Source organism: Enterococcus sp. DIV1537a, assembly GCF_051712085.1.
Classification (GTDB): domain Bacteria; phylum Bacillota; class Bacilli; order Lactobacillales; family Enterococcaceae; genus Enterococcus; species Enterococcus faecalis.
Genome location: NZ_JBIOOE010000001.1, coordinates 226,504 through 250,305 on the forward strand (window position 1 = coordinate 226,504; position 23,802 = coordinate 250,305).

The 23,802-nt window shown below is 38.8% G+C and carries 25 protein-coding genes; 18 read left to right on the forward strand and 7 right to left on the reverse strand.

Features of this window, described 5'->3' with window-relative positions:
- Positions 1 to 90 precede the first annotated feature (90 nt).
- The 5 genes from IGJ41_RS01210 to IGJ41_RS01230 all read left to right on the forward strand — a co-directional run bounded on the left by IGJ41_RS01210 (position 91) and on the right by IGJ41_RS01230 (position 3,315).
- Entirely contained in the window at positions 91 to 582 is a 492-nt protein-coding gene (locus IGJ41_RS01210; protein ID WP_153854339.1) for a methylated-DNA--[protein]-cysteine S-methyltransferase, read from the forward strand.
- Between the two features lie 12 nt (positions 583 to 594).
- Positions 595 to 1,107, forward strand: coding sequence for a DNA-3-methyladenine glycosylase I (locus IGJ41_RS01215; protein ID WP_002355189.1), 513 nt, complete (start codon positions 595 to 597; stop codon positions 1,105 to 1,107).
- Between the two features lie 12 nt (positions 1,108 to 1,119).
- Complete coding sequence (locus IGJ41_RS01220) at positions 1,120 to 1,794, forward strand: HD domain-containing protein (protein WP_153854338.1); 675 nt, start codon at positions 1,120 to 1,122, stop codon at positions 1,792 to 1,794.
- 142 nt (positions 1,795 to 1,936) lie between these two features.
- Complete coding sequence (locus IGJ41_RS01225; RefSeq protein WP_153854337.1) at positions 1,937 to 2,872, forward strand: cation diffusion facilitator family transporter; 936 nt, start codon at positions 1,937 to 1,939, stop codon at positions 2,870 to 2,872.
- A 29-nt stretch (positions 2,873 to 2,901) separates the two neighbouring features.
- On the forward strand, positions 2,902 to 3,315 hold the full coding sequence (locus IGJ41_RS01230) for a DUF4809 family protein (RefSeq protein ID WP_002364994.1): 414 nt from the start codon (positions 2,902 to 2,904) through the stop codon (positions 3,313 to 3,315).
- Between the two features lie 99 nt (positions 3,316 to 3,414).
- Here IGJ41_RS01230 and fabI read toward each other — a convergent pair whose 3' ends face one another.
- Positions 3,415 to 4,167, reverse strand: coding sequence for an enoyl-ACP reductase FabI (gene fabI / locus IGJ41_RS01235; RefSeq protein ID WP_002358338.1), 753 nt, complete (start codon positions 4,165 to 4,167; stop codon positions 3,415 to 3,417).
- A gap of 297 nt (positions 4,168 to 4,464) precedes the next feature.
- On the opposite strand from fabI, the gene fabF reads away from it, so the two are divergent.
- The 3 genes from fabF (at position 4,465) to IGJ41_RS01250 (ending at position 7,252) form a co-directional block, all read left to right on the forward strand.
- Positions 4,465 to 5,703, forward strand: a complete 1,239-nt coding sequence (fabF, locus tag IGJ41_RS01240) for a beta-ketoacyl-ACP synthase II (protein WP_002358339.1) — start codon at positions 4,465 to 4,467, stop codon at positions 5,701 to 5,703.
- A 1-nt stretch (position 5,704) separates the two neighbouring features.
- The gene (gene fabZ, locus IGJ41_RS01245) at positions 5,705 to 6,139 is read left to right on the forward strand and encodes a 3-hydroxyacyl-ACP dehydratase FabZ (RefSeq protein ID WP_002355197.1); all 435 of its coding nucleotides are present in this window, start codon (positions 5,705 to 5,707) and stop codon (positions 6,137 to 6,139) included.
- Between the two features lie 144 nt (positions 6,140 to 6,283).
- The gene (locus tag IGJ41_RS01250) at positions 6,284 to 7,252 is read left to right on the forward strand and encodes a dihydroorotate oxidase (protein ID WP_002386045.1); all 969 of its coding nucleotides are present in this window, start codon (positions 6,284 to 6,286) and stop codon (positions 7,250 to 7,252) included.
- Positions 7,253 to 7,290: 38 nt separating this feature from the next.
- Here IGJ41_RS01250 and IGJ41_RS01255 read toward each other — a convergent pair whose 3' ends face one another.
- A complete protein-coding gene (locus tag IGJ41_RS01255; protein WP_438713668.1) occupies positions 7,291 to 7,938 on the reverse strand; it encodes a FusB/FusC family EF-G-binding protein in 648 nt (215 codons plus the stop codon).
- Between the two features lie 354 nt (positions 7,939 to 8,292).
- Here IGJ41_RS01255 and efp point away from each other — a divergent pair, with 354 nt between their 5' ends.
- The 4 genes from efp (at position 8,293) to IGJ41_RS01275 (ending at position 11,316) form a co-directional block, all read left to right on the forward strand.
- On the forward strand, positions 8,293 to 8,853 hold the full coding sequence (gene efp, locus IGJ41_RS01260; RefSeq protein ID WP_002355202.1) for an elongation factor P: 561 nt from the start codon (positions 8,293 to 8,295) through the stop codon (positions 8,851 to 8,853).
- Between the two features lie 168 nt (positions 8,854 to 9,021).
- Positions 9,022 to 9,159 carry a hypothetical protein gene (locus tag IGJ41_RS01265; protein ID WP_002355203.1) on the forward strand — a complete coding sequence of 46 codons (138 nt, stop codon included), beginning with the start codon at positions 9,022 to 9,024 and terminating at the stop codon, positions 9,157 to 9,159.
- A gap of 89 nt (positions 9,160 to 9,248) precedes the next feature.
- On the forward strand, positions 9,249 to 10,166 hold the full coding sequence (locus IGJ41_RS01270) for a PLP-dependent cysteine synthase family protein (protein WP_023894876.1): 918 nt from the start codon (positions 9,249 to 9,251) through the stop codon (positions 10,164 to 10,166).
- A gap of 13 nt (positions 10,167 to 10,179) precedes the next feature.
- On the forward strand, positions 10,180 to 11,316 hold the full coding sequence (locus IGJ41_RS01275) for a cystathionine gamma-synthase (protein ID WP_002358342.1): 1,137 nt from the start codon (positions 10,180 to 10,182) through the stop codon (positions 11,314 to 11,316).
- 36 nt (positions 11,317 to 11,352) lie between these two features.
- On the opposite strand, the gene genA is transcribed toward IGJ41_RS01275, so the two are convergent.
- The 3 genes from genA to genR all read right to left on the reverse strand — a co-directional run bounded on the left by genA (position 11,353) and on the right by genR (position 15,079).
- Entirely contained in the window at positions 11,353 to 12,783 is a 1,431-nt protein-coding gene (gene genA, locus IGJ41_RS01280; RefSeq protein WP_048737150.1) for a 6-phospho-beta-glucosidase GenA, read from the reverse strand.
- A 26-nt stretch (positions 12,784 to 12,809) separates the two neighbouring features.
- On the reverse strand, positions 12,810 to 14,144 hold the full coding sequence (genB, locus tag IGJ41_RS01285; protein WP_202524419.1) for a PTS sugar transporter subunit IIC: 1,335 nt from the start codon (positions 14,142 to 14,144) through the stop codon (positions 12,810 to 12,812).
- 173 nt (positions 14,145 to 14,317) lie between these two features.
- Positions 14,318 to 15,079 (reverse strand): transcriptional regulator GenR, encoded by a 762-nt coding sequence (gene genR, locus IGJ41_RS01290; protein WP_002362941.1) that lies wholly within the window; start codon positions 15,077 to 15,079, stop codon positions 14,318 to 14,320.
- Positions 15,080 to 15,325: 246 nt separating this feature from the next.
- Here genR and IGJ41_RS01295 point away from each other — a divergent pair, with 246 nt between their 5' ends.
- The 6 genes from IGJ41_RS01295 to IGJ41_RS01320 all read left to right on the forward strand — a co-directional run bounded on the left by IGJ41_RS01295 (position 15,326) and on the right by IGJ41_RS01320 (position 21,849).
- Positions 15,326 to 15,868, forward strand: a complete 543-nt coding sequence (locus tag IGJ41_RS01295) for a dihydrofolate reductase family protein (protein ID WP_002419241.1) — start codon at positions 15,326 to 15,328, stop codon at positions 15,866 to 15,868.
- Positions 15,869 to 15,999: 131 nt separating this feature from the next.
- Complete coding sequence (locus IGJ41_RS01300; RefSeq protein ID WP_002362943.1) at positions 16,000 to 17,367, forward strand: TrkH family potassium uptake protein; 1,368 nt, start codon at positions 16,000 to 16,002, stop codon at positions 17,365 to 17,367.
- Between the two features lie 20 nt (positions 17,368 to 17,387).
- A complete protein-coding gene (locus IGJ41_RS01305; protein ID WP_002355211.1) occupies positions 17,388 to 18,551 on the forward strand; it encodes a cation:proton antiporter in 1,164 nt (387 codons plus the stop codon).
- A 127-nt stretch (positions 18,552 to 18,678) separates the two neighbouring features.
- Positions 18,679 to 19,119: a CopY/TcrY family copper transport repressor gene (locus IGJ41_RS01310; RefSeq protein ID WP_002358353.1), complete on the forward strand. Its 441-nt coding sequence runs from the start codon at positions 18,679 to 18,681 to the stop codon at positions 19,117 to 19,119.
- A 15-nt stretch (positions 19,120 to 19,134) separates the two neighbouring features.
- Positions 19,135 to 21,621, forward strand: a complete 2,487-nt coding sequence (locus IGJ41_RS01315) for a heavy metal translocating P-type ATPase (RefSeq protein ID WP_153854333.1) — start codon at positions 19,135 to 19,137, stop codon at positions 21,619 to 21,621.
- 21 nt (positions 21,622 to 21,642) lie between these two features.
- A complete protein-coding gene (locus tag IGJ41_RS01320) occupies positions 21,643 to 21,849 on the forward strand; it encodes a heavy-metal-associated domain-containing protein (RefSeq protein ID WP_002355215.1) in 207 nt (68 codons plus the stop codon).
- Between the two features lie 44 nt (positions 21,850 to 21,893).
- Here the strand turns inward: IGJ41_RS01320 and IGJ41_RS01325 are convergent, their stop codons facing one another.
- Positions 21,894 to 23,264 (reverse strand): DUF5808 domain-containing protein, encoded by a 1,371-nt coding sequence (locus tag IGJ41_RS01325; RefSeq protein ID WP_425142625.1) that lies wholly within the window; start codon positions 23,262 to 23,264, stop codon positions 21,894 to 21,896.
- A complete protein-coding gene (locus tag IGJ41_RS01330) occupies positions 23,264 to 23,653 on the reverse strand; it encodes a GntR family transcriptional regulator (protein ID WP_002358356.1) in 390 nt (129 codons plus the stop codon). Before IGJ41_RS01330 ends, IGJ41_RS01325 begins: the two co-directional genes overlap by 1 nt.
- Positions 23,654 to 23,802 lie beyond the last annotated feature (149 nt).

Genomic DNA, 23,802 nt, shown 5'->3' on the forward strand with positions numbered 1-23,802 from the left:
AAACAAGAGAAAAGTGATAGGAGCGCAAGATTTTGAAAGCCAAAAGAATTATAATGAAGATAAGAAAACACGAGAAAGAAGTGTAGACATATGGCAAAAAAGATTTATTATGCGCAACAAGAATGGCAGAACGATCACTATTATCTTGGTGTGACAGACGCTGGACTAGCTTTTGTAGGTTCAGCCAATCAATCGATAGAAGAGGTGAAAAACTGGTACCCTCAAGCACAATTAGAAGCTTCTGAAAAGAAAACTGCACCTTATAAAAAAGCATTAATAAGTTATCTTAACCAACATTCGACAACGTTTGCTTGCCCCATAGACATCGAAGGAACTCCCTTTCAAAAAGAAGTTTGGCAGGCGTTGCAAGAAATCCCTTATGGTGAGACAATGACCTATCAGGAAATTTCAGAAAAAATTGGGCGTCCACGTGCGGTTCGAGCAGTTGGCACAGCGATTGGGAAAAATCCTTTATTAATGGTCATTCCTTGCCATCGAGTCATCGGCAGCAAGGGACAATTAACCGGTTACCGTGGTGGTTTAGCAATGAAACAAGCATTATTAACATTTGAACAGTCTTAAAAGGAGGCGGCGATGAACAACTATCAATGGTATACAGAACAATGGGGAAAACCTACAAGAGAGGATGATTTGCTGTTTTTATTGTTGACGGTGGGTGTTTTTCAGGTTGGTTTAAGTTGGAAAGCAGCAGCAGGGAAAAAAGTAGCATTCATGAAAAATTTTTGCCAAATGAAGCCGGAAAAAGTTGCCGCGCTGTTGCCCGACGAAGTCGATCGAATAGTAGCTGATCCAGATATGATTCGTAATCGGCGCAAAATTGAAGCAACCATTAAAAATGCGCAAGCAATTTTAAAAGTACAAGAAGAATTTGGCAGTTTTGCCAATTATCTATGGCAATTTGTAAAAAACGTCCCCGTTTTATCTATTTATGAAGAAGCATACCAAGTCCCGCGCACACAGCTTTTGTCAGATAACGTAGCAAAAGACTTAAAAAAAAGAGGATTTTCTTTTGTAGGTCCGATTGTCACCAATATGTTTCTGAAAGCTAGCGGGATTATCCAGGTGGAAATTTTAAATCCAGAATAAAGGAGTGTTAGGATGTTTGAAAATGAATCTCTTAGTTTTGAAGAACAAACAATTATTCAAGCAGCAGCGCGTTATGTTCAACAAGAATTAGCCAACGAAGCAAGTGGCCATGACTGGTGGCATATTTATCGAGTGACACAATTAGCAAAAACAATTGCAGAGAAAGAACAAGCAAATTTATTTTTATGTATATTAACAGCATTGTTACATGATATTGGCGATGAAAAATTTAACGAAAGTGAAGAGGCGGGCTTGCTAAAAGTGCAACAATGGTTGGAAGCAAATAACTTATCAACAGAGCAAACGAATCACATCCTTTCCATTATTGCTAATATGTCCTTTAAAGGAGGAAATACTGGGAAAACAGTCACTACATTAGAAGGAAAAGTGGTCCAGGATGCGGATCGACTAGATGCCATCGGCGCAATTGGAATTGCACGGGTGATGGCTTATTCGGGAAATAAAGGCCGTTTAATTCACGATCCTCACAAACAACCTCGTGAACAGTTAACCCAAGAAGAATACCGGAATGGGGAAGATACTGCTATTATGCATTTTTATGAGAAACTTTTAAAGTTAAAGGAACAAATGAATACAAATTATGGTCGCTTATTGGCGGAAAAGCGTCATCAATTTATGGAACTTTATCTGGAGGAATTTTATCAAGAGTGGGATGGACACCGATAAATGAGGGCCAACTAAAACAGCCAGTACATTTCTTTTTGAATTTTAAGAGAACTCTTTTTTACAAATACCTCAGAAGTGGTAAAATGATGGATGAATAAACGGGTGGTTTATCTTAGTTTTACGTTACATATAGGAGGTAATTATGGAGACAAAAAAAACGAGTGGCATGTTTGCAGTTATTGCCGCACTGATTGCGAATATTTTAGTAGCGATTAGTAAATTTGTTGGTTTTGCTTTAAGTGGTAGTACCGCTATGATGAATGAAAGTATCCACAGTGTCGTGGACTGTAGTAATCAGGTGTTATTACTTTTTGGGAATAAGCGCGCTTCTCGTGGACAAAGTGCATTACATCAATTTGGAGAAGGCCGTGCAAAATACTTTTTTAGTACAATTGTTGCAACGATGCTCTTTTTTGGTGGGGGCGCGTTAGGCGTAATGGAGGCTATTCAGAAGTTACTGCATCCCTCTCATGAAGTAGAAAATGTGGCTATTGTCATTGGTATTTTAATTTTTGGTTTGCTTGTGGAAGGTAGCTCTTTGCGTGTAGCGATGAAAGAAATCAAAGAATTGAATACAGAGAAGTTATCGCTCTTAAAATTTTTGCGAGAAAGTCGTCACAGTGAAATTTTAATTATTTTTACGGAAGACTTTTGTGCGGTTATTGGTTTGTGTTTAGCTTTGGTGGGGACCCTTTTAACGATGGTAACTGGAATTGCTGCATTTGATGCTATCAGCGGCTTACTGATTGGTTTACTATTAATGTGTGCAGCCATTTTCTTAGCGAAAGAATTTTATAGTTTGATTATTGGTGAAAGTGTGACCGCTACAGATTTAGCAAAAATTAAAACCGCATTTGATCGGGCGGATGTTGAAAAACTAATTGATGTAAAGACCGTTCATTTAGGCCCAACTGAAATTTTAGTAGCGGCAAAAATTGATGTGGTAGAACCAATGGAAGAAGATGCACCTGATGTTGTGAATGCGATTGAACGAGACATTCGCAGTAAAATGCCTGATAAAAAAATCTATATCTATATTGAAGTTGACGATTATGATGTGAATTACGTTCGTAAATAACAAATGAAAGAATAATTTTAAAAAACAATATGGGGGAAGAAACGATGCAAGAGGCAATTATAACAAGTACAGTAGATTTAACCAGTGGTGGTTGCAACGCCTGTGGTTTAGTGGAAGATACCGTCTACACATTAGCAATGAATGGAGTGGACATTCCGTTAGATGGCTTGACAGTTGCTCATCTAGTTTCTGCTGTTGTTGCCAGAAATGGATTTAAACAGGAGCTGCAAATGGATATGCTAGATGACGAATATATCCTTTATCGAAAAGAAGACACAGCAGTAACCTTTAAAGAAGCGTACAATCATTTAAGCTACGATAACGGTTCTGAAAAAATCCAATCTAAAAATAAACTGGAAGATTTATCAAAACTTTTTGAACAAGTCAATCAAATCCTAACAACTGTTTTTGGAATTGAAACTGTCAATTTTATTATAGAATAAAGTACAAAATAGAACAGAAATTGGACAATCAATGAGTGAAAGAGATTGTCCAATCTCTGCTTTTTTAATGTATAAATAGAAAATAAAGACAAAAAATGATTAAGTTAAGTGAACGCCTTTATCGACATAAATGATGTCACCGACCACGCCACTAGCTAGTTCACTGACTAAAAAGGCACAAGTGTTTCCGACTTCTTCAATGGTTACACCTGTTTTATCTGGTGTCCGCTCATTAGAAATACTAATCAATTGATCGTAGTCTTTTACACCAGTCACAGCCAATGTTTTAATCGCTCCTGCGGAGATTCCGTTGACACGAATTTTATCTGCAGCTAATTCAAAAGCTAGATATTTCACGGCAGTTTCTAAAGAAGCTTTAGCAATCCCCATCATATTGTAGTTAGGAATCGCACGTTCGGAACCTAAATACGTCAATGTGACAATTCCTGAACCAGGATTTAACAAAGGTTTCGCATAATGAGTGACTGCTAAAAGAGAGTAGCTACTAATATCTTGTGCTAATAGGAAACCATCACGAGTGATGTCACTAACGTTTCCAGACAATTCTTCTTTTTTGGCAAAAGCAATCGCATGGACTAGTCCATCGATTGTGCCCACTTCGTTTTTAATTGTTTCAAAGGCTGCTTGAATGGACGCATCAGAAGCAACATCGCACTCCACCAACAAATCATTTTCATCTGCTAATTTAACCACTTGCTTTTTCATGCGTTCGTTTTGATACGTATAAATAACATTGGCCCCTTGATCTTTTAATGCTTTTGCACAGCCCCAAGCAATACTTTTTTTGTTGGCAACACCCATTACGACGACATTCTTATTTTGTAAAAACATATAAAATCTCCTTTAATAAAAAATTTTTGTTGATAGAATAGGCTTTTCTTCATCAAAATGTAAAAGTTACATTTATTGAGTTGACGAATAAAATTTCAACTGGTATTATCTGTGTGAGAATGATAACAAAATCTTCTCAATTTTCTAATCTTGAAAAAAACAGACATTTTTCCTGATGTCTGAATTATTAACCAAAATACTTTGAAAGTCAAACTATTTTTCTTATTTTTTAATAAAAAGTGCTGGAAACCGCATGAAATAATAGTTTGATAATCAAAATAAACTCGGAGGTACAGTATGAAAAGAGTGGTCATAACCGGCATGGGTGCCGTAACACCATTAGGCAATACCGTAAAAGAATTTTGGCATAATCTAGTGGATGGCAAACTAGGAATTGGCAAAATTACTAAATTTGATTCTGAAGATACTGGGGTAGCTTTGGCTGGCGAAGTGAAAGAGTTTGACCCAAGTGCTGTTTTAGAACGCAAAGAGCAAAAAAGAATGGACTTATTTTCTCAATATGGCTTGGTCGCTGCTTTAGAAGCGTGGGAAATGAGTGGTTTAACAGAAGCAACGATTGACCCGACTCGTTTAGGTGTGATTGTCGGTAGTGGGATCGGCGGGATGACTACCTTACAAGACCAAGTACGGGTAATGGATAAAAAAGGCGCAAAACGCGTAACACCATTTTTCGTGCCCATGGTAATTGCTAATATGGCAGCGGGAAATATTTCGATTCGTTTAGGTGCAAAAGGACCTTCTCAAACTATCGTGACTGCTTGTGCTTCTGCGACGAATGCGATTGGTGAAGCTTTTCGCACGATTAAATATGGTTTAGCGGACATGATGGTAACTGGTGGCACAGAAGCCACAGTATGTGAAATTGGGATTGCCGGTTTTGCAGCATTGAATGCTTTAAATACAACAGAAGATGCGACTCGGGCTTCGATTCCTTTTGATAAAGAACGAAAAGGTTTTGTGATGGGTGAAGGCGCAGGAATGCTGGTTTTAGAAGAACTCGAGCATGCACAGAAACGTGGCGCAACTATCTACGGCGAAATTGTTGGATATGGCAGCAACTGTGATGCTAGCCACATGACCGCTCCTTTAAAAGACGGTAGTGGCGCGGCGGCTGCGATGGAAATGGCGATTGCGGAAGCAGGGATTACGCCGGAACAAATTGGGTATATCAATGCTCATGGTACGTCAACCCCAGCGAATGACGCTGCGGAAACAACGGCCATCAAGCGTGTCTTTGGTGAGCGAGCATCGCAAATTCCAATTTCAAGTACAAAGAGTATGACTGGACATTTATTGGGCGCGGCTGGCGGTATCGAAGCGATTGCTTGTGTACAAACATTGCAAGAAGGAAAAGCTCATCCGACAGTAGGCTACCAAGTTGCTGATCCAGATTGTGATTTAGATTATGTCACAGAAGGTGCACGTGACATTACAGCGGACTATACAATTAGTAATTCGTTTGGCTTTGGTGGCCATAATGGTGTAATTTGCTTGAAGAAATGGGAGGAAAACTAGTATGAAAAAAGTAATGACTGCAACAGAAATTATGGAAATGATTCCTAATCGCTATCCGATTTGTTATATTGATTATGTGGATGAAATTATTCCAAATGAAAAGATTATTGCAACAAAAAATGTAACAATTAACGAAGAATTTTTCCAAGGACATTTCCCTGGAAATCCAACAATGCCAGGCGTTTTGATTATTGAAGCATTGGCACAAGTAGGTTCGATTTTAATCTTAAAAATGGATCAATTTGAAGGTGAAACAGCCTATATTGGCGGTATCAACAAAGCCAAATTCCGTCAAAAAGTGGTCCCTGGTGATGTCTTGAAATTACATTTTGAAATCGTCAAATTACGTGACTTTGTCGGCATCGGCAAAGCGACTGCTTATGTGGAAGATAAAAAGGTCTGCGAATGTGAATTGACGTTTATTGTGGGACGATAAGAATCAATCAATTTTGGATACGTTAGTTTCCCTAAGAAAAGGAATAAGTCACAATGGCTTATTCCTTTTTAAATTTATATAAATAACACTAACGCAAAAAAACATGCTATAATCATAAAAAGCTTACGTGAAGGTGGTAAGCTTATGAGTAAAACAATTTACAGGAGGGTTTTTCTTTTGGATATTTCAGTAGAGTTTTCGGGACATAAATTGGCGAATGTGTTAATGAACGCATCAGGCATTCATTGTATGACAATTAAGGAAATGGACGAGTTAGCGGCTTCTCAAGCAGGTGCTTTTGTCGCTAAGACGGCAACACCTAATCCTCGTCAGGGCAATGAGGAGCCTCGGTATTTTGATACACCATTAGGAAGTATTAACTCAATGGGCTTGCCTAATTTAGGGATTGATTATTATTTAGATTATCAGATTGCACGTCAAAAGGAATTTCCTGAGGAGTTACGCTTTTTATCTGTATCTGGTATGAATTATGAGGAAAATATCGCTATTTTAAAAAAAGTGCAAGAAAGTGAATACACAGGAGTGACAGAATTTAATTTGTCTTGTCCCAATTTGCCTGGTAAACCGCAAATTGCTTATGATTTTGAATTAACAGAAAAGCTTTTAACAGAAGTTTTCCAATTTTTTACTAAACCATTAGGTGTAAAATTACCCCCATTTTTTGATATTGCACATTTTGACGCAATGGCTGAAATTTTAAATAAATTCCCTTTAGTATACGTGAATAGTATTAATAGCATCGGTAATGGTTTATATATTGACAGTGACAAGGAAGAAGTGGTCATTAAACCAAAAGGAGGCTTCGGTGGACTGGGCGGCGAATATGTCAAACCAACAGCGTTAGCCAATGTTCGTGCGTTTGCGCAACGTTTGAAACCAGAAATCAAAATTATTGGAACGGGCGGTATTACATGTGGAAAAGATGTTTTTGAGCATCTTTTATGTGGTGCGACATTAGTACAAGTCGGCACACAATTGCATCAAGAAGGTCCACAAGTTTTTGAGCGTCTAGCCAAAGAATTACAAGAAATCATGGCAGCAAAAGGTTATGAAAGTATTGAAGAATTTCGTGGGAAATTGAAAGAGATGTAACAAAAAAAACGTCAAGAAATTTTCTTGACGGTTTTTTGTTATTTCACAGCCTTAACATTTTCCATAAAGGCTTCCAAATATTCAGGTTGTATTAATTGTTGGTTACAGGTGTCGCTATCATGGCAAATGTAATTGCCTTTTTTCGTGTAGGTTCCGTCACCGCCTGATTTGGTGGTAGCTAGGAACATAGACACATTCGTGATTGTTTGACAGATGGAGCAAACACCTTTAACAATGGTGGGTGAAAGGGTGCCGTGGACGCCGATTAATTTATTTTCTCGATAAGCTAAGATAAATTTTTTCTGAGTCCCAGCGTCGTTCCAACCGACATAGGTATTGTTCCGTAAATCCATGTTTTCCCACTCAGGAATCTTTAACTTTTTCACTTTGCGAAAGACTTTCGTGACTTGTGGTGTTGAAGGTTCCTTAAAGGGCAGCACGGTTTCTTTTAATTCGTCTAAATATTTTTCAGCACGTGCGCGTGTTAAACGACGATCCATCACTTTGTCCAACAAAATCGTAACAGCAGGGTGTTCTTCTGGAAATAACCCATTGATTTTTTCGGCACATAGGGCCTGGACAGTTTTGACAGTCGTAGCATCGTTAACAGACGTATAGGTGTTTAGTAACACAGCGACTTGTTCTTTAATTATGTTAAATTGGTAAGGTTGAATAGTTGGGTTCATGATTTTAAATTCCTTTCAAATAGACCGAGTACATACGCTGAAAGGCAATTTGTCTCACCAACGTATGTTTAGTGACAGACAACCTCATGTGTTTTTGATAAAGATAGCGTTTGACGTATCATATCATCACCCCCTTTAATGATTGATTTTTTCTATGTGAAAAGTGAAAATAATTGATGAAAGCTTGGTAATTCTAACGCAATTCAAGAAAAAAGGCAAGTTAAACTCGTTTTATTTCCCAATTCAATGTCTGGGGAGTGATAAACTTCTAAAAAAGATACGTGATTTCCTAGATTAATCCTAGGTTATTTGCTACAATAATGAAGAATTAACCAGAGAAAAGGAGAAATTACAATGATTGCAGCAAGCGATTTAAAAGCCGGTATGACTTTTGAGCAAGACGGCAAATTAATTAAAGTAATGGAAGCTAGCCACCACAAACCAGGTAAAGGTAACACAGTTATGCGTATGAAATTAAAAGATGTTCGTACGGGTTCAACAACAGATACAACAATGCGCCCAGATGAAAAAGTGAAAAAAGCGCACATCGATACAAAACCGGTTCAATATTTATACAGCCAAGATGATATGGCTATTTTCATGGATTTAGAAACATATGAACAATATGAAGTACCAACTGCTTTAATTGAAGAAGAACTAAAATATTTATTAGAAAATATGGAAGTAAAAATTCAATTTTATGGTGAAGAAGTCATTGGTTTAACTTTACCAACAACGGTAATCTTACGTGTTGCTGAAACACAACCTTCAATCAAAGGCGCAACAGTAACTGGTTCTGGTAAACCCGCTACAATGGAAACAGGATTAGTTGTTAACGTTCCAGATTTTGTTGAAGCAGACGAATTATTAGAAATCAATACTGCGGAAGGTACGTATTTAAAACGTGCTAAATAAGTAGCAGAAAAACAGAAGGCTAGCCTTCTGTTTTTTTTGGTCTATTAATTCTTTTACCTATAAGAAAACCATTGGTGTGATAGGAAATAGCAATCGTTAGAATCGTTGACACTAGAAAATGGGAAATGGTATAGTTTGGTCAACACATGACGAAGGAGGAAATCAACCATGACGAAAAAACAAGCTAGCCCTTTTTTAGAAACGGAAAGCTGTTGTTGTATGGTGCAAAATAGTGCAGCATACTCTTTTGTGATGGGGAAAACCTCCGTTATTTCTGAAAAATTGCCTAACACGATTCCTCTCTGAATCTAGACAACCAGAAATAAACAAAAAAGGTGCTGATGCGATCAGCACCTTTTTGTTTTATGTACATGTATTAGAAGGAGGAATTCGCTATGATTGTTCAGTCAATTTTAGACACAATCGGAGCAACACCATTATTTGAATTTACAAGTGAACAATATCCTATGCCAGAAGGCACTAAAATTTATGCGAAACTAGAATATTTGAATCCAGGTGGCAGCGTCAAAGATCGGCTTGGTGTGCATCTTCTCAAAGAAGCAATGAAAACGGGAAAGATAAATCAAGCCACAACAATTATTGAACCGACAGCGGGGAATACAGGGATTGGACTTGCATTAGCTGCCAGTCAACTGGGCCTCAAGACAATCTTTGTTGTGCCAGAAAAATTTAGTCAGGAAAAACAACAGCTGATGCAAGCGTTAGGTGCTAAAATTGTTCTTTCGCCAACAGAGCAAGGGATTGTCGGGGCGATAACTAGTGCCCAAGACTTAGCCAAGGAAATTCCTAATAGTTACGTGCCGTTACAATTTGAAAATCCGGATAATCCTGCTGCTTACTACGAAGGATTAGGGCCTGAAATTGTTCAAGACTTAGGCGGAAAGATTACTAGCTTTGTCGCAGGTTTAGGCAGTGGTGGAACGTTTGCAGGTGTTGGCAGATATCTCAAAGAACAAAATAGTAAGACGCAATTATGGGGCGTGGAGCCAGAAGGTTCAATTTTAAATGGCGGACCTGCACACGGACATGAAATCGAAGGCATTGGCGTGGAGTTCGTGCCGCCTTTTCTTAAACAGATTCCTGTGGACGGCTTTTATACCATTTCAGACGAGGATGGTTTTTTCTGGGTCAAACAATTAGCCAAGAAAAGCGCTTTGCTGGTGGGAAGCTCCAGCGGCGCAGCATTTGCGGCGGCATTAAGAGAGGCGCGCCGCTTACCAGCAGGCAGCACAATTGTAACTATTTTTCCTGACGGTAGTGACCGTTATTTATCAAAAAATATTTATTCTTAGGAGGAAAACTTTTATGAAATTCAATACCAAATTAATTCATGGCGGCATTAGTAAAGACACAACAACAGGTGCAGTGAGTGTTCCTATTTATCAAACGTCAACCTTTGAACAAAATGGCGTGGGCCAGCCCAAAGAATATGAATATTCTCGTTCAGGTAATCCCACACGTCACGCATTAGAAACCTTAATCGCTGAGTTAGAAGGTGGGAGCCATGGCTTTGCGTTTAGCTCAGGCTTAGCTGGTATTCATGCAATCATTTCTATGTTTGGACCCGAAGATCATATTTTATTAGGTGACGATGTCTATGGGGGGAGTTTCCGTTTATTGGATAAAGTATTTGTAGCAAATGGGTTAAGCTACACGATTGTAAACGCCAGCGACTTATCAACAATTGAAGCCGCAATTCAGCCAAATACAAAAGCCTTGTTTTTGGAAACACCAAGTAATCCACTGTTAAAAATTACAGATATTGAAGCGGCGGCTAAGCTTGCTAAAAAACATCAGTTGTTAACTATTGTCGATAATACATTTGCGACGCCTTATTTTCAACGGCCGTTAGCATTAGGTGCTGATATTGTCGTTCACAGCGGGACAAAATATTTAGGGGGCCATAGTGATGTAGTTTCTGGTTTAGTCGTAACGAATCATCCAGAAAGCGCAGAAAAGATTGCCTTTTTACAAAATGCGATTGGCGCTGTTTTAGGACCACATGATAGTTGGTTGGTCCAACGTAGTTTAAAAACATTAGGCGTACGGATGGCAGCGCATGCCCAAAATGCTCAAAAAATCGCAGAATTTTTAGAAGCGCATCCAGCTGTAGCAACGGTGTATTATCCAGGACTAGCGAGTCATCCTGGTCACGAAATTGCACAAAAACAGATGTCGGGGTTTAGTGGTATGATTTCTTTTGAATTAGCCAAGGATGAGCAAGTCGTTCCTTTCGTAGAAGCGTTGGAAATTTTTACTTTAGCGGAAAGTTTAGGTGGCGTAGAAAGTTTAATTGAAGTACCTGCCATTATGACTCACGCATCTATTCCCAAAGAAAATCGTGAAGCCGTGGGAATTAAAGATGGACTCATTCGTTTATCTGTAGGAATTGAAGCAGTCGAAGACTTGTTGGCTGATTTAGAAAAGGGATTACAAGCATAAACAAAAGGCCCTCGTCTTTAGACGAAGGCCTTTTGTTTATAATTCTTCTCCATTCGTAGCAATCACTTGTTGATACCAAGCAAACGATTTTTTCTTTCGCCGTTCCAACGTTCCGTGACCATCGTTGTCTTTATCTACATAAATGAAGCCATACCGTTTCTTCATTTCGCCTGTACTAGCACTCACTAAATCGATGAATCCCCAAGGTGTGTAGCCCATCAAATCAATGCCGTCATACGCAACGGCTTCTTTCATCATCTCAATATGTTCACGTAAATAAGCGATTCGGTAAGTGTCGTTAATCGTTCCGTCTGGTTCTAGCTCATCAATAGCACCAAAGCCATTTTCAACAATAAAGAGTGGTAATTCATACCGATCATTGAACCAATTCATTGCATAGCGCAAGCCCATAGGATCGATTTGCCAGCCCCAATCAGATGTTGCTACATAAGGATTTCGCACCAAGTCTTTTGCTTCATTGTAGTCAAAAGTAGGGACCTTTTCTGCACCTTTCACAGCAAACGACATGTAATAGCTAAAGCCAATATAATCAACACAGCCATTAGCCAAATCAGTTAAATCTTCTTCTGTGACATCTAATGAAATGTTTTTTCGTTTCAAATAGCATTGAATTGCACTTGGATAATGACCGCGGACATGAACATCGGTAAACCAATAACGTTTTTGCATTGCGCTAACACTCATCATCATATCCTCAGGATTACAAGAATAAGGATAAATAGGCACCATCGCAATCATACAGCCAATTTGGAAGTCGGGATTGATAGCGTGGCCAATTTTCACTGCACGTGCGCTAGCGACTAGTTCATAATGAGCAGCCTGATACATAATTGCTTCGCGGTCTTCTCCTTCCTGGTAAGCAATACCAGAGTTAGTAAAAGGTGCAAAATCTTCTTCATAATTGGCTTGGTTGTTAATTTCGTTAAAGGTCATCCAATATTTGACTTTTTTCTGGTAACGAGTGAAACAGACTTCAGCAAATTTGACAAAAAAATCAATGACCTGGCGATTGCGAAAGCCGCCATATTTTGTGACTAAATGATAAGGCATTTCAAAGTGAGACAGTGTCACAACTGGCTCAATACCATTTTTCAAACACTCGTCAAAAAGTGCATCATAAAAACGAAGGCCTTCTTCATTGGGCGTTTCTTCATCTCCGTTAGGAAAAATTCGTGTCCAAGCAATAGAGGTTCGGAAACAATTTAAACCAAGTTCTTTGAATAGTTGAATATCTTCTTGATAGCGATGGTAAAAATCAATCGCTTCATGGTTAGGATAGTGTTCATCTGGTAAAACGCCTGCGGTAATTTTACGAGGGACGCCATGTGCACCGGCAGTCATTACATCCGCCACGCTCACCCCTTTACCGCCTTGGTCCCAGCCTCCTTCTAATTGATGAGCAGCGACAGCGCCGCCCCAAAGAAAATCATTTTTCAAAATTGACATATCGTTTCAGTCCTTTGTTCAAATTTTTATACGTTTTGTGCTTCGACTTTTTCAAGGGTTTCTTCAGTAATCGGTTGATTGGTTTCTTCTGCGTAGTTAAGTGCATCCATTTTTTTAGCAAACGGTAAATAGATAAAGAAACTTATCGTCAGTACTACTACTTGAAGCAACGCGGCTTGCCAACCACCAACTAAAAGTCCAGAAATGATTGGAGGAGTAGTCCAGGGAACTTGTACCGCAGTAAAGAGAGGAACCAGTCCTGTGTACAAGGCAAAATATGTCACAACAGAAGAAACAATCGGTGTGATAATGAATGGCACAGCCATGATTGGGTTCATCACGATAGGTGTAGCAAAGACAATTGGCTCGTTAATATTGAAAACAGCTGGCCCAATTGAAAGCCGACCTAATTGCTTAAACTGAGCTGATTTGGCAAAGAAAACCATGAACACGACTAACCCGATTGTCATGCCCGCACCAGTGACCGTTAAAAATTGATCTAAAAATTGTTGTGTAACAATATGGCCACCATTAGCCAGTGTTAAGTCTTTTCCAGATTTCAAAATTTCGGTGTTTTCTAAAGAGTTTGCTTGTAAAATAGGGCCCATGATACCGCCAACGATTGTTGACCCGTGAACACCGAAAAACCAAAAGAGGGGAATGACAAAGCCTAATAGTAATGCGCCACCTAGTGAATCTGTGACTCCTTGAAGTGGTGATTGTAGCACTTCGTAAATAAAGTCAAAGAATGTCGTATTGAAGACTTTATCTAGAAGAATGAAAATTAGCATTGCACCAGTTACAATGACGCTGGCAGGAATTAACGCAGTAAAGGAATTGGCCACATTTTCTGGTACAGCTTCTGGTAATTTGATACGAATATCATGACGTAAAAACCAACTATATACAACGCCGACTAACAAACCAACAATAATAGCTGTAATCATCCCTTTGCCAGCTGTCCAATCTTTGTTGATGACATTGCCAACTACTGCGCCAGAAACCGCATCTTTGACTTCAGATGACATAAACAAAATGAAAACCACCATGGCAATCATGCCCGCTGGGAGGCCTTCAAATCCCTCGCTTTTTACATATGAGTAGGCAATACCGATGACCGCAAATAACGACATAATCGCAAAAGATGCCCCATATGCTTGATTGAAATAAACAGCCAGACCGCTTGCGTTAACCCATTCAGAAATAGCTGTAACTGGGAAATTCGCTAATAGAAGAAATACGGAACCAACAATGGTAAAAGGCATCGTGTAAAGCATCCCGTTCCGTAAGGCAGTAATTGCTTTGGTATTGACGAATTTTAGTACTGGAGGTAATAATTTCTCGTTAATCCATTCGTTCATAAAAATCTCTCCTTTGAAGAATAATATAAATGCAAATGTATCCGTTTACATATTTACTATATAAGCTTATTTGAAGAAAAAATAGACTTTTGCTTGAATGAGAAACATGTACCAAGAAAAAAAACACAAAAGCTCATGCTGTTTTAGACAGCATGAGCTTTTGTGAAAAACAACTAGGAAGGTGTTTCATCTAGTTCCTTTAAAAGTTGACTTGCTTGATGAGCTAGGAGTTCAATTAAAGCAATGACAGGGATTTGAGTGGTTGTATTGACTGATTTATCTGCAAATGGAGAACGTTCGTCGGGCATATAATAGGAGATGTTGTAGTCAGCCAAGCGGGCAATAGTTGAATGTTGATTGTTGGTAATGCTTAGCACTTTGGCGCCAGCTGTTTTAAAGTCGGTCATTTGTTTAATCATTTCATTGGTTTCCCCAGATACAGACAGAATCAAGGCTAATGTATTTTCAAATCCGCGCTTGGGGATAGGCGTAAAGGGGTCAGCAATACTGTAAGAATTGATATTTAAGTTGGCAAAATAACGACTGCCATAACTACCTAAAATTCCGCTGGTACCAATGCCAGTAAAGGCAACGTGACGTGCTTGAACAATCATTTGAATTGCTGGACGAAGCATTTCGTAATAGGTTTCTTGGTTTAATTTTTTCAAAAAAGCATCGACGTGAACTGTGGCATCATAAAAATTTTCAAACGTTTGTGTTTGTTTGGCTTCTTCTTTCACTGCATATTTTAATTCGGAAAAACCAGCATAACCCATTTTGTTACAAAATCGTAGAATCGTTGAGGTGGAGACATGACAGGAAGTAGCCAGTTGGCGAATGGTCTGTTGAGGGATTTGGTGCAGGTGTTCCAATACATAATGGTAAACGAGCATTTCTAATTCATTCAAGGTCTGAACCTTCTCTAAATCAAACAAAGTAATCCTCCTTTATATAAAAACTGAATATGTTATTTTTTTGTGTAAATCAAATAAACCAATTCTTATTTTTCTTGAAAAAAATGTAAAATAACTCAATAAAAAGTTTCTTATTTCCTATTTTACAAAAAGTAGCCCAATTATCCTAGTTTTTCTCTTTTTTCTTTTAAAAATAACAATGCGCACCCCTAGAGTTTTTTGTGAAAACAAGCTAAAATAGATAAGAAGAGAAAAGGAGGCGTTGATGTGGCACGGGAAGTAATTTTATTTATTGCAGCGAGTATTGATGGTTTCATTGCGGACAAAGCGGGCGGTGTTGCTTGGTTAGAAGAGAATATTCGTGGCGATGAAGAAGATCGTAGTTACGATGAAATGTATGAAAAAATAGACACTGTGGTAATGGGGCGGACTACTTATGATCAAGTGACACAAGAATTGTCCCCAGATGTGTATTTTTATGAAGACAAGCATTCTTATATCATTACCTCTCATCCAGAACCATCAACTGCTTCAAGAACTTTTACAAAGGAAGATCCCGTCACATTAATTCGTCGTATCAAAGAAGAAGACGGCGCGGGAATTTGGATTGTTGGAGGCCCGAAAGTGGTTCAACCGCTTTTGGCAGCTGATTTAATTGATACCTTCATTTTGACGACAATACCACTGTTTCTGGGTGAGGGCATTGCTCTATACGAGACAATGGATCAATCAATCCCAGTTCGTTTAAAACAGGTTTATCAAAAAAATGAGTTGGTTTATTCGATTTATCAACGTGAAAACAAAAATTAAAAAATAATTATTCGGTTGGGCAAGTTGCTTTCAAGGTTTTGAGTTTCTCATAGGGCGAGAGGAACAAAGCAACAGTTGTCTAGCCGTTTGTGTTGTTTTTGATTGACAAAGAAATGGTAGAGGAGAAAAAAATGAAACATCAGATCAAAAGAAGGTTGTATATTTCACCTGTTCAAACAATTGTCTTAGGCTTTTTTCTATTAATTGTTGTAGGCACAATCTTATTAATGATGCCTTTTTCTGCACAAGCTGGACAAAAAACGCAATGGATTGATGCTTTTTTCGTGGCAACTTCCGCCGTCTGTGTTACAGGGCTTTCGCCTTTGAATACGGCGGAACATTGGAGTCCTATCGGGCAAGTTATTATTATGATTTTGATTGAATTAGGCGGCTTAGGCTTTTTAACCGTTGCCACGATTTTCTTTAGTTTGCTGCGGAAAAAAGCGTCACTAAGTGTACGGATGTTGTATCAAGAAGCTTTAAATGTTAGTGAAGTTTCCGGAGTTTTTCGTTTAATGAAATATATTATGAAGTTTGCGGCCATTATTCAATTACTTGGAGCCTTCTTGTTGTCCTTTCAATTTGTGCCAACATTTGGGTGGAAAAAAGGGATGTTTTTTAGTCTCTTCCATGCCGTTTCGGCATTTTGTAATGCTGGCTTTGATTTGCTAGGGGATAGTATGGTTCCTTATCAAAATTCGCCTTATCTTTTACTAGTCATTAGCTTTTTAATTATAGCTGGTGGCTTAGGATTTATTGTGTGGCGCGATATTTTTGCAATGATTAAAGGTTATAAAAATAAAATTAAGCACCGTGTTAGTATTCATACACGCCTTGCTTTAACGGTGACCGCCACCTTTTTAGTCTTAGGGACCGTTATTTTTTACATTTCGGAATATCGCCATTTTCCAGCTGACATGTCTTTTTGGCAGCGTCTTGTCAACAGTTGGTTCTTGTCGGTTACACCAAGAACGGCTGGCTTTTATTCAGTTGATTATTTGAAAATGAGTAATCCAGGCCTGATTGTCACGATTTTGTGGATGTTTATTGGTGGCACTTCAGGATCAACCGCTGGCGGCTTGAAAACCACTACGTTTGGTGTGTTATTTTTACAATTTCGTGCAATTTTTAAAGGGAAACAGCGAGTGGAATTCCATGAACGCACAATTCCTGAGCGAGTAGTGCTCCAAGCGTTTACTTTGTTCTTCTTGGCAACTTTTTTATGTGTAACTGCTTCGGTTATTCTCTCGTTTACAGAAACATTACCTTTAAAAAACGGGATTGAGTATATTGTTTTTGAAGTGATTTCTGCATTTGGAACGGTTGGTTTAACAATGGGGTTAACACCAGATTTAACTGTTTTTGGTAAACTGGTGATTATTTTTCTAATGTTCGTCGGTCGTGTGGGTGTGTACACGGTGTTATTGTCATTAATTAAGAAAGGCTTGGAAAGTCAGTCGAAAGTTCAATATCCAAAAGAATCAGTGATGATTGGTTAATAGAGAAAGAGGGAAATAGAATGGAATTTTTAGGTATTTTATGTTTGATTTTAATTACAACGACTTTAGCAGGTGTTGCTTGTAAAAGAGTAGGAATTCCTGCAGTAATTGGGCAATTGCTAGTAGGGATTGTGTTAGGTCCAGCGATGTTAAATATTGTGCATCAAGATGTGTTTGTGCATGACTTTTCAGAAATTGGTGTCATTATGCTGATGTTTATTGCTGGAATGGAATGTGAATTGGAATTATTGAAAAAATATGCGAAACCTAGTGTCATGGTCGCTATTTTGGGCATCGTTTTACCGGTTGGTTTTACTATGTTGATTGGTCAGCTGTTTGCTTTTTCTTGGAAAGAAGCTTTTTTCCTTGGGTTAGTTTTAGCAGCAACGTCGGTCAGCATTTCAGTAGAAGTATTAAGAGAGTTGAATGTTTTAAGTAGTAAAGAAGGTGCAACGATTCTTGGGGCTTCCGTCGTTGACGATATCGTGGTCGTGATTATTTTAAGTGTCGCTGTCGGCATGATTGGTGCAAGTACAGGCGGCAATACAGAAGTCAGCTTTATTGTTAAGTTAATTGAACAAGGCTTATTCTTTATTGGGATTTTCTTTTTGGTCCGCTTTATCGCTCCCTATTTACTACGTTTAAGTCAAAAAATGAACATTGGGTCGTCTGTTATTATCATGTCATTGATTATCTGTTTGGGCATGGCTTATTTGGCTGATTTAGTTGGTTTAAGTTCTGTCGTAGGTGCCTTTTTTGCAGGGATTGCTGTGGGACAAACGGATGCAAAAACAGAAATTGATTTCAATATTGAAGCTATTGGCTATGCCGTGTTTATTCCCGTCTTCTTTGCCAGCATTGGCTTATCAGTGACATTTAACACGTTAGGAAAAGATTTACCTTTTATTTTGGTAATGACGATTATGGCGATTTTAACGAAATTACTGGGCGGCGCCTGGGGAGCGAAAATGGTTGGTTTCTCCAATACAAGTTCTTTAATGGTCGGTGCTGGGATGGTTTCGCGTGGGGAAATGGCATTAATCATTGCGCAAATTGGCTACCAATCTAAATTACTTTCAGAAGCGTATTATACGAGCATGATTGTGGTAATTATCTTAACGACCTTAGTTGCACCGTTCTTATTGAAATACTTTGTTAAAAAACAAGAATCTGCGTTGCAATAAAAAAAGATGAGCAGAAGTTGTTGACAAAAAAATAAAATAGCTATATGATGAGTTCAAGATAAACGACTACGTTTGTAGTCGATAACCTTGAACTCTTTTTTATTGATGAAGGAGGAATTTAACGAGTATGGCAAAAGATAAATTAGCGACAATTACAGATGCAGAGTGGGAAGTCATGCGGGTTATTTGGACCCAAGGCAAGACCACGAGTCGTGAAGTGCATACACTTTTAAATGAGAAGAAAGAATGGAAATCAACGACCGTCAAGACGTTACTAAGTCGTTTAACAGATAAAGGGTTAGTTGGAACGGAGAAAGCAGGCAATAAATATATTTATTATCCGCTAGTAGAAGAACGTCGGAGCGTTGAAACGGTGGCAGACGAACTTTTAGCTAAGGTGTGCAGCCGTAAAGTTGGTTCCGTGGTAGAAACAATTTTAACAGAGAGTCAGTTGAGTTATGACGATTTGGATCGATTAGAGGAACTCTTGAAAGAGAAGCGCAAGACGGCGGTTGAATCCGTCCCTTGCAACTGTATTCCTGGTCAATGCCAATGTCATTTAATTTAAAAAGGAGTGAAAAAAATGGAAAGTAAAACGTTTGATATTGAAGGGATGAGCTGTGCTTCCTGTGCCCAAACGATTGAAAAGGCTACGACGAAGTTACCTGGGATGGCAAAGGCAAGTGTCAATTTAGCTACGGAAAAATTAAGTGTCACGTATGATCAGACGGAAGTCACAGAAGAAGAAATTAAGGAAGCTGTGTCAGATGCTGGCTACAAGGCGATTAGCCCAGCCCAGCAACGAACGTTTGCGATTGAAGGAATGAGTTGTGCTTCCTGTGCCCAAACGATTGAAAAAGCTGTGAACCAATTATCTGGTGTTCAACAAGCGATTGTTAATTTAGCCACGGAAAAACTGGTGGTTAGTTATGACGACCATCAAGTAACGAGTGCTGAAATTATCAAAGCAGTTACGGATGCAGGTTATCAAGCGACAGAAGAAGTCGCTGCAGGTGCAACAGCGGACCAAGATCGTGAAAAGAAACAAAAACATATTGCTGAGATGTGGCAACGTTTTTGGATCTCAGCGGTGTTTACAGTACCCCTTCTTTATATTGCGATGGGACATATGGTAGGCTTACCATTGCCGGATTTTTTGAATCCAATGACACATGCGACGACCTTTGCAATGGTTCAATTGATTTTGACGTTACCCGTTCTATATGTCGGCAGAGAATTTTTCACAGTTGGTTTTAAAGCATTATTTAAAGGGCATCCGAATATGTTTTCTTTGGTAGCTTTAGGAACCAGTGCTGCTTTTGTGTATAGTTTATATGGCACAGTCATGATATTCTTAGGAGATACAAGTTTTACAATGGCTCTTTATTATGAATCAGCGGGTGTTATTTTAACTTTAATTACATTAGGAAAATATTTCGAAGCTGTTTCAAAAGGGAAAACCTCAGATGCGATAAAAAAATTAATGGGTTTGGCGCCGAAAACTGCTCATATTTTACGTGATGGCGCAGAAATTGAAGTGCCAGTTGATGCTGTTCAGTTGGATGACATTGTGATTGTTCGCCCAGGAGATAAAATCCCTGTTGATGGAGTGATTGTTTCAGGCAGTAGTTCTGTGGATGAAGCCATGTTAACGGGCGAAAGTTTGCCTGTTGAAAAGAAAGTCGGTGATGCAGTAATTGGTGCTAGCATCAATAAAAATGGCAGCTTTCAATTCAAGGCGACAAAAGTGGGAAAAGAGACGGCCCTTGCCCAAATCATTCAATTAGTGGAAGATGCGCAAGGCTCAAAAGCGCCGATTGCACAATTAGCTGATAAAATTTCGGGTGTTTTTGTCCCAATCGTTATTGGTTTGGCTGTTCTTTCTGGCTTGGCTTGGTTCTTTTTAGGACAAGAGTCATGGATTTTCGCTTTGACAATTACCATTTCTGTGTTAGTGATTGCTTGTCCTTGTGCGCTCGGCTTGGCAACGCCGACTGCGATTATGGTGGGGACAGGTAAGGGCGCTGAAAATGGCGTTTTAATTAAAAGTGGGGATGCTTTAGAAACCACTCACAAAATTCAAACAATCGTGTTTGATAAAACAGGAACTATTACAGAAGGCAAACCGGTGGTTACGGATATTTTAGTTGCTGATTCAGCACTTTCAGAAGCTGAGTTACTAACATTAGCAGCTTCTGCAGAACAAGGATCAGAACATCCTCTAGGTGAAGCAATTGTGGGGGCGGCTAAAGAACGTCAATTGCCATTAGCAGAAGGAAGCGATTTTTCAGCGATTCCAGGTCACGGCATCCGTGTGACAGTCAACGAACGAGTCCTACTTTTGGGCAATATAAAATTAATGAAAGAAGAGGCCATCGAGCTATCAACGTTTGTTCAACAAGCGGATCGTTTGGCAGAAGAAGGGAAAACCCCAATGTTTGTGGCAAAAGATGGTTCGTTTGCGGGTATCATTGCGGTAGCAGATACTGTGAAGGATAGCAGTCAAACAGCCATTGCACGTTTGCATAAAATGGGGATCGAAGCCGTGATGATTACGGGAGACAACAAGCGTACTGCAGAGGCGATTGCGAAACAAGTAGGTATCGATCGTGTCTTAAGTGAAGTTTTACCAGAAGATAAAGCGTTAGAAGTGAAAAAACTACAAGCAGAAGGCAAAAAAGTTGCGATGGTGGGTGACGGTATTAATGATGCACCAGCACTTGCCCAAGCGGATGTGGGGATTGCTATTGGTTCAGGCACAGATGTTGCAATGGAATCGGCCGATATTGTGCTAATGCGTAGTGATTTAATGGATGTGCCTACAGCAGTTGAATTAAGTAAAGCGACCATCAAAAACATCAAAGAAAATCTTTTCTGGGCATTTGCCTATAATACATTAGGTATTCCAGTGGCTATGGGTGTGTTACACTTATTTGGTGGACCTTTGTTAAGTCCGATGATTGCAGCAGCAGCTATGAGTTTTAGTTCAGTCTCTGTCTTACTAAACGCCTTACGATTGAAAGGATTTAAACCTTCGACGGTGAAAAAAACTAGTGGAAGTCAAAAATAAAATTGAAAAGGATGAAGTGAAATGGAAAAAACAGTAAAAATTGATGGGATGAAATGTGATGGCTGTGTTCAAGCGGTCACTGAAAAATTTAGTGGAATTGACGGCGTAACGAATGTTGCGGTTCACTTGGCAGATCAAACAGCCGTTGTGACAGCAGATCGTGAAGTAAGCCAGGATGAACTGAATACCACGTTGGCAGATACAAAATTTAAGGTTGTCAGCGAATAACAAAAAAACAGGGCCTACCATCATGAGTAGGCCCTGTTTTTTTGTTATGGAAGCTTTGCTTTGATTTCCTGATAAATCTTAGTCGTTTCTTGACCCTCACGCGCAGTATAATAATAAACTTTTTCCCGCGTTTCTATTTTCATAATCGGATGACTTTTTGTATAAATTAGTAAATAAGCAGGTTTTCCAGCGACTTTAAATTCTCCTGTTAAGTAACTATCTGTCGCAGCACCCATTGTGCGGATGCGTTCTTGAGGTAAGTCATCAATCAAAGAAACAGCAGTGATTTGGTTAAAAGGAATTGACCTTGTTTTTGCTAATGGGGCAGATAACTCAATTTGTTTATTTTCAATAGTTGCTTGAAAGGCATGACTAGAAAAATCATTTATAAACATCGGCACTGTGGCAAAGAACAGCACCGCAATCGTTAAAATGCCAGTAGCGGCTAGAATAATTTTCCCAGCAGGCCGTCCTAGGTTAATAGATAAATTCATACCAATGCGATCAGGAACCATGATTTTGGGGTCCTTTGGATTGATATAAATCCCATACCGCCAATATTGATCATCATCCCCATAGCGATAATCGCCAGCCTGTAAAACGAATTGATCTTGTTTTTTGCGCATTGAAAATAGGTAGTAGAAGAGAAAGCCTACATAAACAAACAAAAGAATAAAATAACAAAAAGTAAGAGCCATCGCAACCGTATAATCAATTACAATTGTGAAAGTTGGTAAAATGGTTAGCGGTGCAAAAACTAAGGCTGATAAAACCATTAAAACAGACCAATGATGACGAAATAAATCATTGATTTGCTGATTAATTTTTGAGTCACTAGTTAGCGGTTTGACAGGTAAGCGCGCAATAAAATAATAGCCGCCAATGAACAAACTTAACATCAAAACAGTAATTAAGAAAAGAATCCAGGAACCAATCGCCGTTTGCAAGGAATAAAAGCCCCCAGCAAAAGTAAGAATAATTGCAGGTAAAAACCACCAAAATGAAATAAGTTTCTGGTTTTTATTTAAAACTAATTGCGTATCGATTAAGAGAGGACGCTTAGGTAGCAACCAGCCGTTTTGCATTTTTAAAGCGGCCATTTTGCGAATATAAACGATTTGCAGATAGTAGCCACTGCCAATAAAACTAAATAAAAGTAACAGAAAAAGGAACAATAAAATCGAATCATAAGGAATAAATAACAAAGGTAAACTAAGAACACTAAAAACGGCTGCTAGTTGAACCAAGCGTTTTTTATAACGTTTTCGGATTGCTTGAACGCTGGGATCTTGTAGTTTATCTTCTGGTAAAGTGTTTTCCAAAATAATATTTTTGTGAGGATTTGCATAAATCCCCATAGTAAATGCCATAAAAAAAGCGACAGAAACTAGGATGAAATAAAAGAATACCGCCATTATAATGCACGCCCTTTCGAATCAAAATTTTGATAAATTTTCTGAATAAGTGCTTGGATTTCTGCTTCGGATTGCTGATGTAAAAAACTTTCAGCCAACAGAAGTTCTAAACGCTCATGCAATTGCTGTTGCCAAACAGCGGTAGCAGGTAACTTTGCGGCAATTTTGGTGCCGTTACGACGGTCAGTCACAATATAACCTGATTGCTTTAACTTATTATAAGCTTTTGAAACAGTCATCATATTGACCCCGATTTCGTCCGCCAATTGTCGGATAGAAGGCAAACTTTCATTGGGAACCAGTTCACCTTTGGCAATGCCTACAATGATTTGATCAATGAGTTGCTGATAGATGGGCTGTTCGCTTTGTTCATCTATTTCTAAAAGCATCGAATCACTCCTGTCTTATTTGTGTTATCTGTATTATATATCATAATACAAAAAGAGTTGGAAAGCAAGGAATTTAGAGTAAATGGTTGTTTCTGTTTAAAGAGAAGCATATAATGAAGAAGAACGTAAAATGAAAGGACGATGAAAAT

Coding starts and splice junctions, on each gene's coding strand:
- IGJ41_RS01300 (WP_002362943.1), top strand. CDS start 16,000: ATGAAACATCAGATCAAAAGAAGGTTGTATATTTCACCTGTTCAAACA.
- IGJ41_RS01310 (WP_002358353.1), top strand. CDS start 18,679: ATGGCAAAAGATAAATTAGCGACAATTACAGATGCAGAGTGGGAAGTC.
- IGJ41_RS01255 (WP_438713668.1), bottom strand. CDS start 7,938: ATGAACCCAACTATTCAACCTTACCAATTTAACATAATTAAAGAACAA.
- genA (WP_048737150.1), bottom strand. CDS start 12,783: ATGTCAATTTTGAAAAATGATTTTCTTTGGGGCGGCGCTGTCGCTGCT.
- IGJ41_RS01265 (WP_002355203.1), top strand. CDS start 9,022: ATGACGAAAAAACAAGCTAGCCCTTTTTTAGAAACGGAAAGCTGTTGT.
- genB (WP_202524419.1), bottom strand. CDS start 14,144: ATGAACGAATGGATTAACGAGAAATTATTACCTCCAGTACTAAAATTC.
- efp (WP_002355202.1), top strand. CDS start 8,293: ATGATTGCAGCAAGCGATTTAAAAGCCGGTATGACTTTTGAGCAAGAC.
- IGJ41_RS01220 (WP_153854338.1), top strand. CDS start 1,120: ATGTTTGAAAATGAATCTCTTAGTTTTGAAGAACAAACAATTATTCAA.
- IGJ41_RS01225 (WP_153854337.1), top strand. CDS start 1,937: ATGGAGACAAAAAAAACGAGTGGCATGTTTGCAGTTATTGCCGCACTG.
- fabI (WP_002358338.1), bottom strand. CDS start 4,167: ATGTTTTTACAAAATAAGAATGTCGTCGTAATGGGTGTTGCCAACAAA.
- IGJ41_RS01315 (WP_153854333.1), top strand. CDS start 19,135: ATGGAAAGTAAAACGTTTGATATTGAAGGGATGAGCTGTGCTTCCTGT.
- IGJ41_RS01325 (WP_425142625.1), bottom strand. CDS start 23,264: ATGGCGGTATTCTTTTATTTCATCCTAGTTTCTGTCGCTTTTTTTATG.
- IGJ41_RS01275 (WP_002358342.1), top strand. CDS start 10,180: ATGAAATTCAATACCAAATTAATTCATGGCGGCATTAGTAAAGACACA.
- IGJ41_RS01230 (WP_002364994.1), top strand. CDS start 2,902: ATGGGGGAAGAAACGATGCAAGAGGCAATTATAACAAGTACAGTAGAT.
- fabF (WP_002358339.1), top strand. CDS start 4,465: ATGAAAAGAGTGGTCATAACCGGCATGGGTGCCGTAACACCATTAGGC.
- IGJ41_RS01215 (WP_002355189.1), top strand. CDS start 595: ATGAACAACTATCAATGGTATACAGAACAATGGGGAAAACCTACAAGA.
- IGJ41_RS01250 (WP_002386045.1), top strand. CDS start 6,284: ATGAGTAAAACAATTTACAGGAGGGTTTTTCTTTTGGATATTTCAGTA.
- fabZ (WP_002355197.1), top strand. CDS start 5,705: ATGAAAAAAGTAATGACTGCAACAGAAATTATGGAAATGATTCCTAAT.
- IGJ41_RS01330 (WP_002358356.1), bottom strand. CDS start 23,653: ATGCTTTTAGAAATAGATGAACAAAGCGAACAGCCCATCTATCAGCAA.
- IGJ41_RS01305 (WP_002355211.1), top strand. CDS start 17,388: ATGGAATTTTTAGGTATTTTATGTTTGATTTTAATTACAACGACTTTA.
- IGJ41_RS01270 (WP_023894876.1), top strand. CDS start 9,249: ATGATTGTTCAGTCAATTTTAGACACAATCGGAGCAACACCATTATTT.
- IGJ41_RS01210 (WP_153854339.1), top strand. CDS start 91: ATGGCAAAAAAGATTTATTATGCGCAACAAGAATGGCAGAACGATCAC.
- IGJ41_RS01320 (WP_002355215.1), top strand. CDS start 21,643: ATGGAAAAAACAGTAAAAATTGATGGGATGAAATGTGATGGCTGTGTT.